The 15,235-nt window shown below is 70.1% G+C and carries 10 protein-coding genes; 7 read left to right on the top strand and 3 right to left on the bottom strand.

The genetic code is table 11. The features are described 5' to 3' along the window. Positions 1–231: 231 nt before the first annotated feature. Positions 232–3,531 carry a S8 family peptidase gene (locus OG241_RS26970; protein WP_405818687.1) on the bottom strand — a complete coding sequence of 1,100 codons (3,300 nt, stop codon included), beginning with the start codon at positions 3,529–3,531 and terminating at the stop codon, positions 232–234. Positions 3,532–3,883: 352 nt separating this feature from the next. Between OG241_RS26970 and OG241_RS26965 the strand changes: the two genes are divergently transcribed. The 3 genes from OG241_RS26965 (at position 3,884) to OG241_RS26955 (ending at position 6,331) form a co-directional block, all read left to right on the top strand. Then, positions 3,884–4,339 (top strand): hypothetical protein, encoded by a 456-nt coding sequence (locus OG241_RS26965; RefSeq protein WP_405818685.1) that lies wholly within the window; start codon positions 3,884–3,886, stop codon positions 4,337–4,339. Between the two features lie 37 nt (positions 4,340–4,376). Then, complete coding sequence (cseB, locus tag OG241_RS26960; protein ID WP_405818683.1) at positions 4,377–5,054, top strand: two-component system response regulator CseB; 678 nt, start codon at positions 4,377–4,379, stop codon at positions 5,052–5,054. An 86-nt stretch (positions 5,055–5,140) separates the two neighbouring features. Beyond that, positions 5,141–6,331: an ATP-binding protein gene (locus OG241_RS26955; RefSeq protein ID WP_405818681.1), complete on the top strand. Its 1,191-nt coding sequence runs from the start codon at positions 5,141–5,143 to the stop codon at positions 6,329–6,331. 119 nt (positions 6,332–6,450) lie between these two features. On the opposite strand, the gene OG241_RS26950 is transcribed toward OG241_RS26955, so the two are convergent. Next, positions 6,451–10,260, bottom strand: a complete 3,810-nt coding sequence (locus OG241_RS26950; protein ID WP_405818679.1) for a hypothetical protein — start codon at positions 10,258–10,260, stop codon at positions 6,451–6,453. A 330-nt stretch (positions 10,261–10,590) separates the two neighbouring features. Between OG241_RS26950 and OG241_RS26945 the strand changes: the two genes are divergently transcribed. The 4 genes from OG241_RS26945 to OG241_RS26930 all read left to right on the top strand — a co-directional run bounded on the left by OG241_RS26945 (position 10,591) and on the right by OG241_RS26930 (position 12,737). Beyond that, positions 10,591–10,794 carry a hypothetical protein gene (locus tag OG241_RS26945; protein WP_405818677.1) on the top strand — a complete coding sequence of 68 codons (204 nt, stop codon included), beginning with the start codon at positions 10,591–10,593 and terminating at the stop codon, positions 10,792–10,794. A 196-nt stretch (positions 10,795–10,990) separates the two neighbouring features. Further along, the gene (locus OG241_RS26940) at positions 10,991–11,644 is read left to right on the top strand and encodes a hypothetical protein (protein ID WP_405818675.1); all 654 of its coding nucleotides are present in this window, start codon (positions 10,991–10,993) and stop codon (positions 11,642–11,644) included. Between the two features lie 464 nt (positions 11,645–12,108). Continuing rightward, on the top strand, positions 12,109–12,330 hold the full coding sequence (locus OG241_RS26935) for a type II toxin-antitoxin system VapB family antitoxin (RefSeq protein ID WP_405818674.1): 222 nt from the start codon (positions 12,109–12,111) through the stop codon (positions 12,328–12,330). After that, entirely contained in the window at positions 12,327–12,737 is a 411-nt protein-coding gene (locus OG241_RS26930) for a PIN domain-containing protein (protein WP_405818672.1), read from the top strand. Before OG241_RS26935 ends, OG241_RS26930 begins: the two co-directional genes overlap by 4 nt. 938 nt (positions 12,738–13,675) lie before the next feature. Here OG241_RS26930 and OG241_RS26925 read toward each other — a convergent pair. Further along, positions 13,676–14,698: a hypothetical protein gene (locus tag OG241_RS26925; RefSeq protein ID WP_405818670.1), complete on the bottom strand. Its 1,023-nt coding sequence runs from the start codon at positions 14,696–14,698 to the stop codon at positions 13,676–13,678. Between the last annotated feature and the right edge of the window lie 537 nt (positions 14,699–15,235).

Below are 15,235 nucleotides of genomic sequence, written 5' to 3'. Positions count from 1 at the left end.
AGACGGGGATCCGCAGCTCTCCGCCCCTCATTGTGTCCAGGCTCCTTGGTATCGCGGGTCGGCTCGAGTGTGCCGTTGCCGGTGCACATGCGGGATCTCGGTCGTGCGGCCGCACACCTGCTCAGCCCGCGATCCGACCGGGCGTCGCCGAGCGCACGACGGGTCGGTCTGCCGGAAACCGCGCTTCCGGCAGACCGACCCGCTCAGCGACCCACGTCAGCGAACCATGGCCTACTTGCCGTAGTACGCGTTGTACACCGAGATCGTGGACGTGTTGCCCTTCCTGTCGATGATCTTGGCGCGGAGGGAGATGCCCTTGCCCTTCGCCGGGTTCTTCACGGTGATCTTTCCGTTCCGGACATCGGTCTTCTTCCAGGTCCTGCCGTCGTCGTACGACACGTACACCGAAAGCGACCTGAGGTTTCGGCTCCTCGCCGCGCCCTCGACGGTGACCGGGTAGGTGACTGTCTGGCCGGCCTTGATCCGGCTGTCCAGGCCCGTCTTCGGCGCGAAGCGGATCGTGGAGACCGGCAGTTCGGTCGGCAGGCCGCTGGACGGCCGCTTCGAGCGGAACGTCCAGCTCGCGTCGACCCGGGTGGAGGCGGCCTGGACCTGGGCGCTTCGCCTGGCCGACGTGGTCAGGGTGTACCGGGCCTCGCCGGCCGGGACCTTGAACGTACTGGCGCCGGTGAGCGGGTCGGCGTTCGACCCGACCTTCTTGCCGTTGCGGTACAGCGTCGTGCGCACCGACGTCAGGCTGGAGACCGCCTCGTTGCGCCGGCCGTCGGCGAAGAGCGGAAGCTGGCCGTAGATCCCGTCGGGGCCGTGGAAGACACCGGACAGCCCGGGGATCACGTGCGGCGCGAACACCGCCGTGTCGAACGCCTTCCGGTAGGTCTTGCCACCGGTGAGCCCCAGGTAGTCACCGGAGGTGGATTCGGCCTCCACGATCGGTGCACCGTCCGCGTCCTTCTTCCCCGAGAACTGCTGGAAGTCGAAGTACCATTCGGCGCCGTCGCCCGTGGACAGGTAGTACGTCCGGGTGGTGGGCAGCTTCTGGGGCAGCGGGGTGTGGATGCCGTTGATGAGGGGCAGGGTGCCGGCCAGGACGAGCACCCCGGTCTTTCCCCGGGTCGAGGCGCCCAGACCGGCCTTCACGGTGGCGAACTCGCTCGCCTTGTAGTGGTGGACGTGCGTCCCGGTGATCTTCTTGACCTCGCCGCCGTCAAGCGTGTTGTACTCGGTGCCCTTGCCCTTGGTCCACTGCCCGGACCAGACCTGTGCCAGGTTGGACGGCATCTCGGGGCCGACGTGCGCGACACGGAGGTCGGAGAAGGTGGGCATCACCACGTAGTTCGCCACCAGCGTGCCCTTGTGCTCGTAGAACACCATGGCCTGGAGCGGCTTGGCCTTCCTGTCCGGCACGGTGATGTCGGCCGACCGGGTCTTGTTCAGGTCGAGCGTGACCGTCCGGTCCTTGTCGACGCTCAGCACGGGCCGGACCAGCCAGTCGACGCCGCCCTCGGTCGAGTTCGGGTCCTTCATGCTGAGCGAGTCGAGGATGTACCGGCCCTTGGGGACGCGGAGGGTGACCGTGTCGCCGGTGGACATGTCCCCGAACATGGGGGCGTTCCGCTCGTCCCGGAACAGGGTGGTGAAGTGGACCGGGTGCTGCCCGGGACGGTTGATGAACTTCAGCGTGACGTTGTACGCCTCTTCCTCCCGCTCGACTCCCAGCGCCGTGCGGACGGTCTGGCCGTCACCCGTGGCCGTCACATAGGCCGAGTAGCCGCCGAAGAGCCCGCCGCCCAGCCTGGTGTCGGCGGTGACGTCCACGGACGCCGTGCCGCCGGCAGGGACGGTGACGGTCTTCGCGCCCAGGGTGTAGAAGCCGTGCGGGGCCGCCTCGCCCCGGGGGTTGAATGCCTTGTTCGACAGGGCCAGCGTGATGTCCTTCGTGCCGGCGTTGCGGTACGTCAGCTTCCTTGTGACCGGAGTGTCGCCCGTGTGCGGCCACCGCTGGACCGGGAAGCCCACCGAGGCCGTCTCGGCGAACACGCGCTGGCCGATCGCCTTGTCGACCTGGACGCGGCCCGAGCCCTGCGCGTAGGGGGTGTAGTCGCCGCCCTTGGCGGAGCCCACGAGTGCGGCCTTCAGCTCGCGGAACGTCCAGTCGGGATGCTGCTGCTTGAGGAGGGCGGCGGCGCCCGCCACATGCGGGGTCGCCATCGACGTCCCCGAGATCGTCAGATAGCCGGGCGGTTTCTCGCCGACCTCCTTGGCGATGGCGCTGCCCTTGGCCGCGGCCGCGGTGATGTCCACGCCGGGCGCGGTCACGTCCGGCTTGAGGGCGCCGTCGGCGGTCGGACCCATGCTGGAGAAGTCCGCGACCTCGTCGTGGCCGTCGACGGCGCCGACGGTGAGCGCGTCGGCGGCGCTGCCCGGGGAGTCGACGGTCTTGAAGCCCTGCTCGCCCTCGTTGCCGGCGGCGATGGCGAAGAGGACGCCCTTGGTCTCCGAAAGCCTGTTGACCGTGGCCTCCATCGGGTCGACACCCGGGGTGTCGCCGCCGCCCAGGCTGAGGTTGATGACGTCGGCGCCCTGGTCGGCGGCCCACTCCATGCCCGCGATGATGCCGGCGTCGTCGCCCCGTCCCTGGTCGTCGAGGACCTTGCCGACGAGGAGCTTCGCTCCGGGGGCGACGCCCTTGTACTTGCCGCCGGACTCGGCGCCGGTTCCGGCGATGGTGGACGCGACGTGCGTGCCGTGGCCCTCCCGGTCCTCGGTGGTGGCGGACGTGCTGAAGTTCTTGGTGGCGAGCACCTGGCCCTTGAGGTCGGGGTGGCTGCTGTCGAGGCCGCTGTCCAGGACGGCGACCTTGACGCCCTTGCCGTCGTAGCCCTTGGCCCAGGCCGCGGGTGCGCCGATCTGCGGCACCGACTTGTCGAGGCTGGCCTTGCGGACGCCGTCGAGCCAGACATGGGAGATGCCCGGGGCGAGGGCGCCATCGTTGGTGAGGGCGTCCCACAGCTTCGGCGTCTGTGTGGTGGGCGCCTGGAGGGCGTCCATGTCCAGGGACTTGAAGGTCCGGTGGACCATGCCCGTGCCCCGGACCGCGGCCTTGAGGGAGCGTGCGGTGCCCTTGTAGCCGACGATGACCTTCGGGCCGCCCCGCTGGTTCCTGCGGTTGGCCGGCTTGTTGAGCTCGGTGACGTCGAACAGCCGCTGGTCGAGGCTGCCGTTCGCGATCAGCCGGGCGGCGTCCGTCGGTATGACGAGGGTGTGGCCGCCGGCCTTGCGTATCTGCACCGGGACCCGCGCGCGGCCCTTGGCCCGCTCCATGCCGACGACACCGCCCTTGGCGTCGACGAGGACACGGTCGCCGGTGACGAGGGTGAGGCGGTGTGTGCCGGCCAATTCCTTGGTCCTGGCGGCGGTCGCCGCCGTACCGGCCTGCACGGGCGTGGCTTCTGCGGTGCCGATCGGTCCCGCGGTGAGGACCGCCGCCACCGTCGCCGCGGCCGTGCCCACGCATGCTGCTTTCACTTTTCTGCGCAAAGGTTCCCCCAGGGCTGGAGTGCCGGGTAGCAATGATCGGAGCCACGGTAGGAATGCGGACGCACGGCTGTTCGTCGGTTGTGCGGCGACGACGTATCGATGTCGATGACGGATCGCCGGGCGGTTGTTACATGCGCAGGTCAGGTGGCTGTTCTCGGATGACGGTGGGGAAACGTGGCCTTGCTCCGAGCCGGGGGGCGGCCGTGGGACGTCGACGCCGCTGCCGCCCCTGAAGGACCGGGACCGACCGGCCGTAGCATGGCTTCCGGCCTATTGCGGGAGCGATTCTCCACATGACCGGGCGGCACGGCGGAAGGAGCACGGGATGCGGCTTCGCCGACTCGTGCCGTGCGCCCTGCTGGCCGCTTGCCTGACCGGCTGCGGCGGGGTGGACGGCGGCGTCCACGTCGAGGGCCCGGCGGCGACGAAGATCCCCTGGACGGGGCCGGTGTACATGACGGACTCCTTCGGCCGGGCCTGGCAGCGCCCCGTGGAGGTCCTCCCGACCCGGCGCGTGTCCCTGGACGAGCTGACGTGGCGGGTCTGGGGCCCGTCCCGGGCGCTCGCCACCGGGGTCGCGACGGATTTCACCTGCGTGTCCGGCTGCCCAGACGGCGACGACAACCCGCCGAGCTACCGCGTCGAGGTCGTCCTGAGCAACCCGGTCAGGCGCGGGGACGTGGCGTTCTACAGCCATATGACCCTCACCCCCGTACACCCCCCGGCGCCGTTCTGGGTGAGCGGCAGCGCCGATACGGACCTGGACGTACCGGATGCCTGAGAACGGCTCGGGAGGGGACCGTCGGAAAGGGAACGCGATGCACGCTGCTCAGGATGTGCTGTTGGTCGAGGACGACGAGCTGATCCGGGAGGCCACGCGGCTCACGCTGGAGGAGCGCGGCTACCGCGTCCGTACCGCGGCCGACGGCCTGACCGGGCTCGCGCTCTTCCGGGAACGCCATCCGGACGTGGCCGTCCTCGACATCATGCTGCCTGGCCTCAACGGAGTGAGCCTGGCCGGCCGTATCCGCGAGGAGTCGGGAGTGCCCGTGCTGCTGATCTCGGCCCGCAACGACCCGGTGGACGTGGTGATGGGCCTGGAAGCGGGCGCCGACGACTACGTCACCAAGCCCTTCGACGGCCCGGTCCTGGTGGCCCGCATCCGCTCCCTGCTGCGCCGGGCGGCACCCGCCGGGCAGCCGGACCAAGGCCCGCGCCTGCGCTTCGGGGACCTGGAGTTCTGCCCGGTGTCCCTGACCGCGCGCCGGAACGGAAACCCGCTCGCGCTGACCACGACCGAGCTGAAGCTGCTGAGCGAGTTCGCCGCCGCGCCGGGGACCGTGCTCTCCCGGGACCTGCTCCTGGAGCGAGTCTGGGACTACGCCTGGTCCGGTGACACCCGGGTGGTGGACGTCCATGTGCAGCGCCTGCGCGGCAAGATCGGCCGGGAGCGGATCGAGACGGTGCGCGGCTTCGGCTACAAGCTGCGCCCATGAGACGGCCCGCTTCGAAGAACGTGAGGCCGCCCGCCTTGAGACGACTCGCCTTGAGACGACTCGCCTTGAGACGACTCGCTTTGAACGTGGGAGCGAAGGTCGCCCTGGCCGTCGCTGCCGCGGCCCTGTGCGTGGCAGGGACGATCGGGGTGCTGGTGCACCGGACCACCGCCGCGGACCAACTGGCCACAGCCCGCTCTGGATTGGACCAGGAGTTGCTGAGCGCCGCCGGCGACCACGCTGACGGACGCAGGTCGGTCGCCAGACTCGACCCCCCTGATCTGCCCGGCCCGGTGGCACGGGCCGTGCGCGACGACGTCCGGGTGACCTACCTGCGGGAGGGCGGTGAAAATCCGGTGCTGTGGGCGGCGACCCGGGTCTCGGACCGGAAGGTGCTCGCGATCCGCCGTTCGTACGCCCCCGAGGAGAGGTCCCTGGCCGCACTCGACCGGACGCTGTTCGCCACGGGCGTGGCCGTCACCGTCCTGGTGTCCCTGGCCGGACTGTTGCTGGGGGTGCGGATGGGACGGCGGGCCACGGCCGCCGCGCGTACGGCGGAACGCATCGCCGACGGTGACCTCGACGCCCGGGTCCGCCCCCACGGCCATGACGAGATCGCCCGGCTCGCCGCCTCCGTCAACACCATGGCGGACGCGCTCGGCGCCCGTCTGGAGGCCGAGCGCCGGGTGACCGCCGACATCGCGCACGAACTGCGCACGCCGGTCGCCGGCATGTCGGCAGCCGTTGGCCTGTTGCCGCCCGGCCGGGCGTCCGAGCTGGTGGCGGGCAGTGTGCGGAAGCTGCGCGGGCTGGTGGAGGACGTGCTGGAAGTGGCCCGGCTGGACTCCCAGATGGCGGCCGTGGAGACCGAGGAGCGTGAGGTGAGCGCGATGACCCGGCGTGCGGTCGCCGGGCTCGACGGCGTGCGGGTGAAGGTCGTGGCGGACGCGGTCGTGGCCACCGACCCGCGCCGCGTCGAGCGCGTCCTGGCCAACCTGGCCGCCAACGCCCTGCGGCACGGCGCCCCACCCGTGGAGGTGGAGGTCGACGGCCCCGTGGTCCGGGTCCGCGACCACGGCCCCGGCTTCCCGCCCGACCTGCTCGCCGTCCTTCACACCTCCGGCCCCCAGCGCTTCCGCACCGGCTCCAGCACCGGCGGCACCGGCCTCGGCCTGACCATCGCAACCGGCCAGGCCCGCCTGCTCGGCGCCCGCCTCACCTTCCGCAACCGTCCGGAGGGGGGCGCGGAGACGGAGCTGCGGCTGCCGACGGAGTAATCGGCGGGGGGCGGACCGGGGCAGCGACGGGTCGATCGTCACGGGCTCGGGAATTGATCGGCCACCCTTTTCATCAGGTCGACCGATCGCCCCCACCAGGCGAACCAATGCCGGACGGGTCAGTGGACGCACACCTTGCGGTACGGCACGTCGCGGACGTACCTCTGCCACTGCGCCCGCGTCAGCCCCTTCCCTCCCGTCCGGGCGCACACCGTCCCGACCGCCTTCGATGGGTCGATCGTGTAGCGCTGGAGTGGCACATGCGCGCTTCCCGCGTACACCGTGCCGCTGTCCGCGCCGAACGCCACCGTGTCGATCGGCTCACCCGGTGTCGTGAGCGGGCGGCCGATCGGTTGCTGGGTGGCAACGTCCCACAGTTGCAGGCTCCCCGCCTCGCCGCCCACCGCCAGCATGCCGCCGTCGGGGCTGAGAGCGAGGGCGATGACGGCCTCGGAGGTGTCGCCGTCGATCGCCTCGATCGTGTCGATCATGGCGGTCGGGCGCTCCGGGAGCGCGGGGAAGACGTTCGGCAGAGCCCCCTCCCGCTCCCGGACCGTTCCGTCCCACAACGTCACCCGGCCCGTCTGGTCCCCCGCCGCGAGCCGCGAACCGTCCGGAGCGAAGGCGAGGGCGCCGATCTCGCCGCCCTGGACCAGGTCGCGTCCGGTGGCCCTGCCGCCCGGCAGGCCCGCCGTGCGGTTGTCGCCGACCAGGAGCCCGCCGTCGGGACGGACGGCCAGGTGGCGGCTGGACAGGCCCGTGAGGACCGCCGTCCGGCGGTGGCGGGCGATGTCCCAGGTCTCGTTGCTCAGCTCGCCGACCGCCGATGTGCGGGTGAGGTGGAGCGTGCGGGCGTCCGGGCCCAGGGCGATCGCGATGACCGCCCCGGCCGACGTCTTCGTCGCCAGATCCAGCGTCGTGCGGGCCCGGCCCTCGGTGACGTCCCAGATCGTCAGGCGCTGCGGGGACGCCTCGTAGCCGGGTGCCGAGACGCCGTACGCGAGTGACGTGCCGTCGGGGGCGAACGCCAGGAGCGGGAAGGTCTCCTCCGGGAGCACCTGCTGGGAGGGATCGCGGGAGACCGGGAGCGGCGTGGCCGGCAGTGTCCTCAGCAGCCGTCCGTCGCGTGTGTCACGCAGCTCGAAGCGGTAGGTGTCGCCGGTGCGTCGCGCGGTGGCGACGGTACGGCCGTCCGGGCCGATCAGCACCTTGTCCAGCGGCTGGTCCTGCCAGGCGGACGTCACGGCCGTCGCGACGTCCAGGGAGTGGACCGTGCCGCCCTCCAGATAGCGCAGCACCGGGCGTGCGGGGTCCCACGCCAGACCGTCGTACAGGAGCTGGTTGTTGAGGGGGTGGCGGAACACGGGGGCGTCGACGCCCAGCCGCCACACCCTGATCTCCTCCCCATCGGCGGTCGCCAGGAAGTTCCCGTCCTTGCTGAAGGCGGCGTACTTCACTCCGGTGTCCGAGAGATCGGCCAGCTGCTCCCCCGACCGGAGGTCCCAGACCCGTACCCCGCTCGCGCTCACCGCGGCGAGCCTCCCCCAGCCTTCGGCCGGGGGGACCCCCATCTCGCTTCGCTCGCCGTCGCCGAGCACCAGCTGCACGCGCTCCTGGCCGCAGATGTCGCCCACCCGTTCCCAGCGCCCGGGCACCGTGCGCCCGTCCGTCAGGTCCCGTACCCGCACGTGGCCGACCGTGGCGGGGCAGAACGCGAGCAGTCGGCCGTCCGCGCTCGGCGTCGGCGCCGGCCCGGGGTCCGCCTCCGTCTCGAACAGGGGCTTCCCGTCCGCGGCCGAACGTACCGTCACCCTGTCGTCGTCCGTACTGCGCACGACGTAAGTGCGCTCGGCGAAGTCCCCGGAGGCCGAGCCCGGCAGCGGGTCACCGAACCAGCGTCCGGCGGCCGTGTCCCACAGCCGTACCCCGTCGTCCCCGTGGATCGCCAGCAGCCGCCCGTCCGGACTCGCCCCGACCGCACGGCCGCCCTCCGGCAGCCGCCCCGAGGCGATCCGCCGGTGCCGTGCCACGTCCCAGGTCCGCCAGGTGTGTCCCTCGACGCTGAGCAGCGTACGGCCGGAGTCCGTCAGGTAGCGGGAGGGGCCGTCCCCCGGTGCCGGGTCGCTGAAGGTGTCCAGTTCCTGCTGGCCGAGCGAGCCCAGCAGCGCCCGCCGGGTCTCCGGCAGCTCGGCCACGCGCCAGGCGGCGACGCCCAGCAGCTGTGCCGTGCGCGGGTCGGTCGTGCGCTGGGCGTCCGCGACGGCGGCGATACGGCGGGCCTCGTCGTCGGTGCGGCGGAGCTCGTTGTCCCGGCGCTGCGTCCAAGCGGCGAGACTGGCGACCAGCGCCACCGCGAGGACCGCCGCCAGTACGCCCACCGCGGCACGCGCGCGGCGCGTCGAGCGGGCGGCGGCTCGGCGCTCCGCCTCGCGGGCGGCCAGCGCGGCGGAGAGGAACTCGCGTTCCGGCACGGTCAGGGAGCGGTCATCCCCATGGTCGGGGAACAGCTCCGCCACCCGGTCGAGGCGGGTGCCCCGGTACAGGGCGCCGGGGTCGCGCTCATGCTCCAGCCAGACGCGGGCGGCCTCGGTCAGCCGACGGTGATGGCGCAGCCGATCCCGGTCCTCCTCGATCCAGCCGCGCAGCCGCGGCCAGCTGGTGATCAACGCCTCGTGGGCGAGCTGGACGGCATCCTCGTCGACGGTCAGCAGGCGGGCGCGGGCCAGCCGCTCCACCACCGCCGGCAGGTGGGGACACGCCCACTCCTCCCGCTCGGCCCTGGTCAGCGGGCGCCGAGTGTCGGGGGAGCCCTGACCAGGCTCGACCATCCGCAGCAGCAGACGCCGGGCGGCCTCCCCCTGGGGTGCGGTCAGCTGCCCGTACGCCTCCTCGGCGCTCGCCGCGATGGCGCCGCGCACTCCGCCGGCCGCCTGGTACGCGGCCAGGGTGAGCACCCGGCCCTTGCGACGGCGCCAGGTCTCCAGCAGGGCGTGCGAGAGCATCGGCAGCCCGCCCGGCTCGTCGAGAACCTCCTCCACGATCCGCGCGGTCAGCTCCCGCTCCACCAGGAGCCCGGCCCCCTGCGCCGGCTTGAAGACCGCCTCACGCAGCTCGTCCGCGGTCATCGGGCCGACCAGCAGTCCGGCGCCGCACAGCGTGTCCGCCAGCCCGCGGTGCTCGCCGCAACGGGGGTAGAAGTCGGCCCGTACGGCGATGAGCACCCGCAGCCGACTGTCCGGGCCCCGGGCGGCGAGCAGCAGGTCGATGAACCGGGCTCGCTCTGCCCGGTCCCGGCACAGGGTGAAGACCTCCTCGAACTGGTCCACCACCACCCAGCTCTCCGGCTCGTCCGGCGCCGGGTCCAGCAGATGGGCGTACGTGGCGGCAGGCCGATCGCCGGGCGTCAGCACCCGCAGCACCGCCGGGCGGCCCCGGTCAGCGATCTCCCTCTGGAGCCGGGGTATCAGTCCGGCCCGCAGCAGGGAGGACTTCCCGCTGCCCGAGGCGCCGAACACCGCGGCGAACCGGTGCCCGCACACCAGTTGGAGCAGGTCCTCCGTCAGGCGGGCCCGCCCGAAGAACAGCCCCTGGTCGGAAGGCTCGAACCGGGCGAGGCCACGGTACGGCGGCGCCGCGTCCTCGTCGTCATCGCGGACCTTCCCCGCCACCTCCGCCTCGGCGTCATTCCACCGCGGCTCCCACTCGCCCGGGTCGCCGCCGCAGGCCCGTACATAGCCCTGGACGACAGCGAGGGACGGCAGCCGTTCGCCTGCCGCGGCCTGTGACAGCGTTGCCGGGGAGAAGTCCGCCGTCTCCGCCATCTTCCGGTACGAGGGGCTCCCCGCGGTCCTGCGCAGCTCCCGCAGGTCGAGCGCGAGCCGCGGCACGGGACCGGCCGTCGGGTCCAGCGGTCTCTCCGGACGCCCCATGCGGACACCTCTCTGTACCGGCGAAAGCGACATCGAGTGCGATGAACATACAAGCCGCCCGGTGGCGCCCAGGTTGCCCACAGATGACGCGCAGGCGATGAGACATGTGATGTCCATCAACCCGTTTCCACCTACGAGATTGATTGACCTGGCAAAAGAGACATGGAAGAAAACATTCCGGTTGGAACGCCGGTGAGGCGGTTGACCGGGGGCTGCGGTGGTGACCCAGAGGTCCCAGCCGCCGTCGCCGGGGGTGGTTGTCGCCGGCGTCGGGTCCCTGTGCGGATCGCAGCGGCTGCCAGCACGGCGGCGGCCAGTGCGATCCCGGCATTGACCTGGAAGCCGATGGCGATGCCGTCGGCGAACGCCCGGGGATCGCAGGGGGAGGGCGGGCCGCGTGGGTGCGGTGTTGGCGACGGTGGCGTGGACTGCGCCGTCCTCATGGTGGACGCGGATGGCGGCGGCGACCTCACTCGGGCGCAGTGGCGGACGTACGTGCGTGACGTGCCGTACCGCGAGGTGTGCGGCGACTGACCGGTCCGGCGACTGACCCATCCGGCATTGACTTCCCTGGTCAGGGTGATTGATTGACCTGTTGGAAAGGCTGGCCAATCAAATCCCCGGGCCCTGACGATCAACCCGTCGCCGCCCCCGGTCCGACTTCCCACCCGGCCGGGGCAGTGGCCCGACCCGGCCAGCGGGTCGGAGGAATCGGACGGGAGAACCACCCATGAAGATCCGCAAGACCGGCCGCCGGATGGCCGTGATGACATCGGCCCTCGCCTTGGCGCTGATCCCCCTCTCCACGGGCACGGCCAGCGCCAACACGAGCCCTGGCTGGGGCGACGACAAGCCCGACGTGATCTGGGACTGCAACAACGGCAATCTCGACCTGTGCCGGTACCACGAGGTCCACGCAGGGACCCAGCTGGGCAAGCGGCGTCAGGTCGGCAACCCGGTGTACAACTGCGCATCCAGCAGGGATCTGGGCTTCGACCTCGCCTTCAGGACCGACCGCACCACCTCCTACTCCTTTCAGCAGGAGACGAAGGTGGAGGTCAAGGCCGGCTTCTCGGACGTACTCGAAGGGGGCATGTCCGCCAGCGTCTCGCAGACGGAGAAGTGGGAGGTCGGCAGGACCAGCAGCTCCGGCACCACGCTCAAGGGCGTCATCCCGCCCCATATGGCGGGCGGGTACTGGTTCGCGCCGTACTGGCGGAAATCCGAGGGGTGGCTGGAGGTCCACTACGGCAAGCGCAAGCACGGCCACTACTACTGGTACTACCCCGGCAAGGGCTCCAAGGGTGTCCAGATCGTGACGCCGGTGATGAACTCGGACGGCTCGTTGAAGGGCAAGTGGTACTGGGCGACCTGGAAGTGCTGACCCGGCCTGATTCTGATTCACATCACCGGAGAGACCGCTGAAGTCGTGGCGGTCGGGACGGGCGCGGTCACTCGGCGGCGGCGTGGCCCCCGAGTGGCCCGGATGTGGTTGCCTTACCTCGACTTAGGGCACGAGGAGGGCACGGAATCCCCAAATTGGACTAGACAACAAACAAACCCCAGATCGCTGACCTGCACGGATTCATTCTGCCGCTGCAGGCGTGAGTGCTTGGTGGCACCGCTGTTGACCGTAGTTGGCCGCCCTTACGGGCACGCGGTGGGCACAGGCGTGACCAGCCGTCGAGCCGTACAGCGCGCAACGCTGCACCGGCTGGACCGTATTGCCTGTGGGGCTGCTCTGGAGGGTCCATCGCGACTGCATACACCGGATCTGACAGGTGGACCCGTAAATGTTGGTGACGTATTCTTCTATGTACATCACCAACATTGCGCGGGAGGCACGGTATGTCCGTGACCCAGATCGACATCGACGACGACGCCCTTGAACGCGCTATGGCTCTGTCCAAGGTCAGGACCAAGAAGGAGGCGGTCAATCTGGCTCTCCACTTCTACGCTGAGCAGCAGGAGCGTGCGGCGCGCATAAGCCGTCACTTCGAGCGTGCGCGGACGTGGGGCGCCGTCGAGGACGCCGAGCGCCTGCACCGGGCGGAGAAGCACAGCCCGTGATCTACCTGCTCGACACGTCCGGACTGGTACGCCTGCTCCGCGATCCGAAACTGCAATCGGCCTGGTACGACGCGATCGACGCCGGGGCCATCGCATCCTGCTACGTGCAGCGCGCCGAGTTCCTGTACAGCGCCCGAAACGGTCGCGAGTACGACGAGATCTCGGAAATGTTCACTGACCTCTACCCCGACGTCCCGGTGCCGAAGAGCGCCGGACGCTGGATCAGCTCGGTGCAATACCGTATGGCCCGGGCCGGAGAGCATCGCAGTGCCTCGGCGGTGGACCTCGTCATCGCCGCTACTGCCACCCACCACGGCTTGGCTGTCCTCCACGACGATGCTGACTACGGCACTGTCGCCCGGCACGCATCCGACCTGACCGAGCACAACGTCCACGACGTCGTCTGACGGGCCGGCTGGCGGCGCGACATCACGAGCGGCCTTGGTCGCCGTATGCAGGGCACGGCAGGAAGCTGCCGTCGTGCCAGATGACCCCCTCGACGAACCCGCCGATCAGCGTTCTGGCGCGCATCTGGCACGCGGCGAATAACTGACGACGGCAGCAAAAGGCCCGGGTCGCTGACCTGGGCCTTTGTCATGGAGCGGGTGACGAGAATCGAACTCGCACTCTCAGCTTGGGAAGCTACGGCGCTTGGGCGGGTGCTATGGCGCTGACCTGCGGGGATGTCTCTCCTTGCGGTGGTCATACGTGTCCGGAGATACCGCTGCTGACCGTGGCTCTCCGCCTTTAAGGGCACGCGGAGGGCACGGAGCCGGGCAGGAAGGCAGAACTGTGCCCGTGCGGCTCCGGTTGTGCTGCCGCGCTCGATACGAAGGCCACTACTCGATCTGGCGTTGCGGTCGCACACCCCCGGCCCTGGCAGTTCTTTGGAGGCGCTGTGCCCGATAGTTGCTGGCTGGTCAGTGCTGATCGATCACAGGGTTCGACGGTGTGAGTCCCCAGGATGCGCGGATGTCGTCGAGAATGCGGGCGCTGAACGGGGAGACGGCCAAGTTTCTTGGCGGGCCTCCGCAAGCCGCTGTGGATCTCCGTTCATCACGTCGTTCTGGGCCTGCTCGAAGCGGTTGTCGAAGGCCGGTAATCCGAAGGCGCGTGGCGTGCGCACTGGTTCGAGGAATGATCGGCGATGAGGATGAGGCTGGTCACGAGGGCCGTTATCAGAAAGGTCAGCAACGCCCAGTTGGTGAGCCAGCCAGTGGTGAAGGCGACATCAATGACTATCCACGCGGGGATGGCGGACAAGTCCTCGAACTGGTGCAGCGCGGCTGCGAACGTCCTTCGCCCGGATGTCCTTTCCTTGGTCAGCCTGGTCCATCGCCGTCGGCTAAGGGGCAAGGGCCACGAGTGCCTCGCACAGCGCTCTGGTGTCGTTGAGCGTGCGGCGGCACATTTCGTCGGTGACGACGAGACGCTGACCGATGCGAGCGGACGAAGTCGGCACCTTGGTGAGGTACTTCTCGTCGACCACGCCGTCGTTGTGCGTGAAGAGGTGGCGGGTGGCCCAGTTTTCCGTGAGTCGTTGCCAGGTGGCCACGCCGAGAGCGATGCGGAGGTCCGCGTATCCAGCTGCGACGAACAGGTCGGCTGTGTCGTCGAGGCGTTGGAAGATGTTGCCCTTGCCCCTCAGAAGGTCTTCCGCGTTCGGTACGGCGGTGCGGAAGTGGGATGAGGCCAGGGCTTCGACGACGCCCACCACGTTCTCCATTGTGTCCACCCAGTTGCGGGTGAACACCCCTTGCTCGCGCAGGAGAGCCTTGGCCTCGTGGGGCAGGGCCTCCAGTGCGTCGAGTCGGGCCTTCTCGGCTTCAAGGGCGTCGAAGGCGACCGAGGTGGCGGGCAATCTGCCGCACACGGGACAGTAGCGGTGCTCCCCGAAGACGGCGTACTGGACGCTGCAACCAGGGCATGTACGAACGCGAGCGAGGGGTTCCTCGCTGATGCCCGGGAGAGGACGTGGGTAGAAGGGTTGCGACTCGTAGGTGATGGATACGCTGCTGCTACGCGAGTTGCCACGGGGCAGCCGTCCAAAGGCACGCTCCAGCCCCTGACCGACCATTTGAATGCCGAGGTCGCCCACCGCTCGCATGAGACGGTTGCGCTGCTGGACCGTGAGGAACTCGGAGTGGCCGGTGTGGTGGCCGCAGTACACGCACCACAGGGTGAGGTCCTCGGGCAGAGCCTTGTATTCCTCCGCGTTCATACGGAAGATCAGGGAGCACTCAGGGCACTGGCGCCCGAGGAACCCCTCGTCGTCGAGAGGGATGCTGACCTGCATCTCCAAGGAATCCACTCGGCGGCCGAGGAGTTCGGCGCCCTTGGCCATTCTGAAGCGGCTGTGGTTGTGCATGAGTTGATTGTGCAGGGGGGTACTGACAACAGTCGGTGACCTGCAGGAAGTCTTACATCGGCCGCGTCCGGGCAGCGAAGCGCTGGCCCCCGCCCCGGCGAACTGCTGTGGGACATCGGCGGTGGCTCGGTCTCGATCGCCGTCGAGTCGATGCGCACCCACCCCTCGTGCCGTGCAGTCACCGCCGAGCGTGACCACGTGACATGGCTACTTCGTCTGCGACCTCTGCTCACGTGTTGCACTGGTCGACCGTCAGTGAATCTTCCGGCGTTTTCGGGAAGGACCCCGCAGGCTCCGACCGCTGCTGGGTGCCTGGCTGTCCTGCGAGCGGCTCTTCTCGGTGACCGGTCCGACGACCAGACGATCAGCGGTCACTCCAGGCCCGGGTGGTTGATCCGGGGGTGGAACACTTCGGCGAGGGTGGGCGCTGAGCCGATTACGCAGATCGGCGGCGTGGGTCAGGGCGGGCCAGCCGGTGGCGGCGGTCGCGCAGACGGTCTTTGCCGGTGCTTCGCTGTCCAGAGCGGGAGTGCCGCC

This window comes from Streptomyces sp. NBC_01390 (assembly GCF_045040105.1).
Taxonomy (GTDB): domain Bacteria; phylum Actinomycetota; class Actinomycetes; order Streptomycetales; family Streptomycetaceae; genus Streptomyces.
This window is presented reverse-complemented; position numbering and strand designations above follow the sequence as displayed.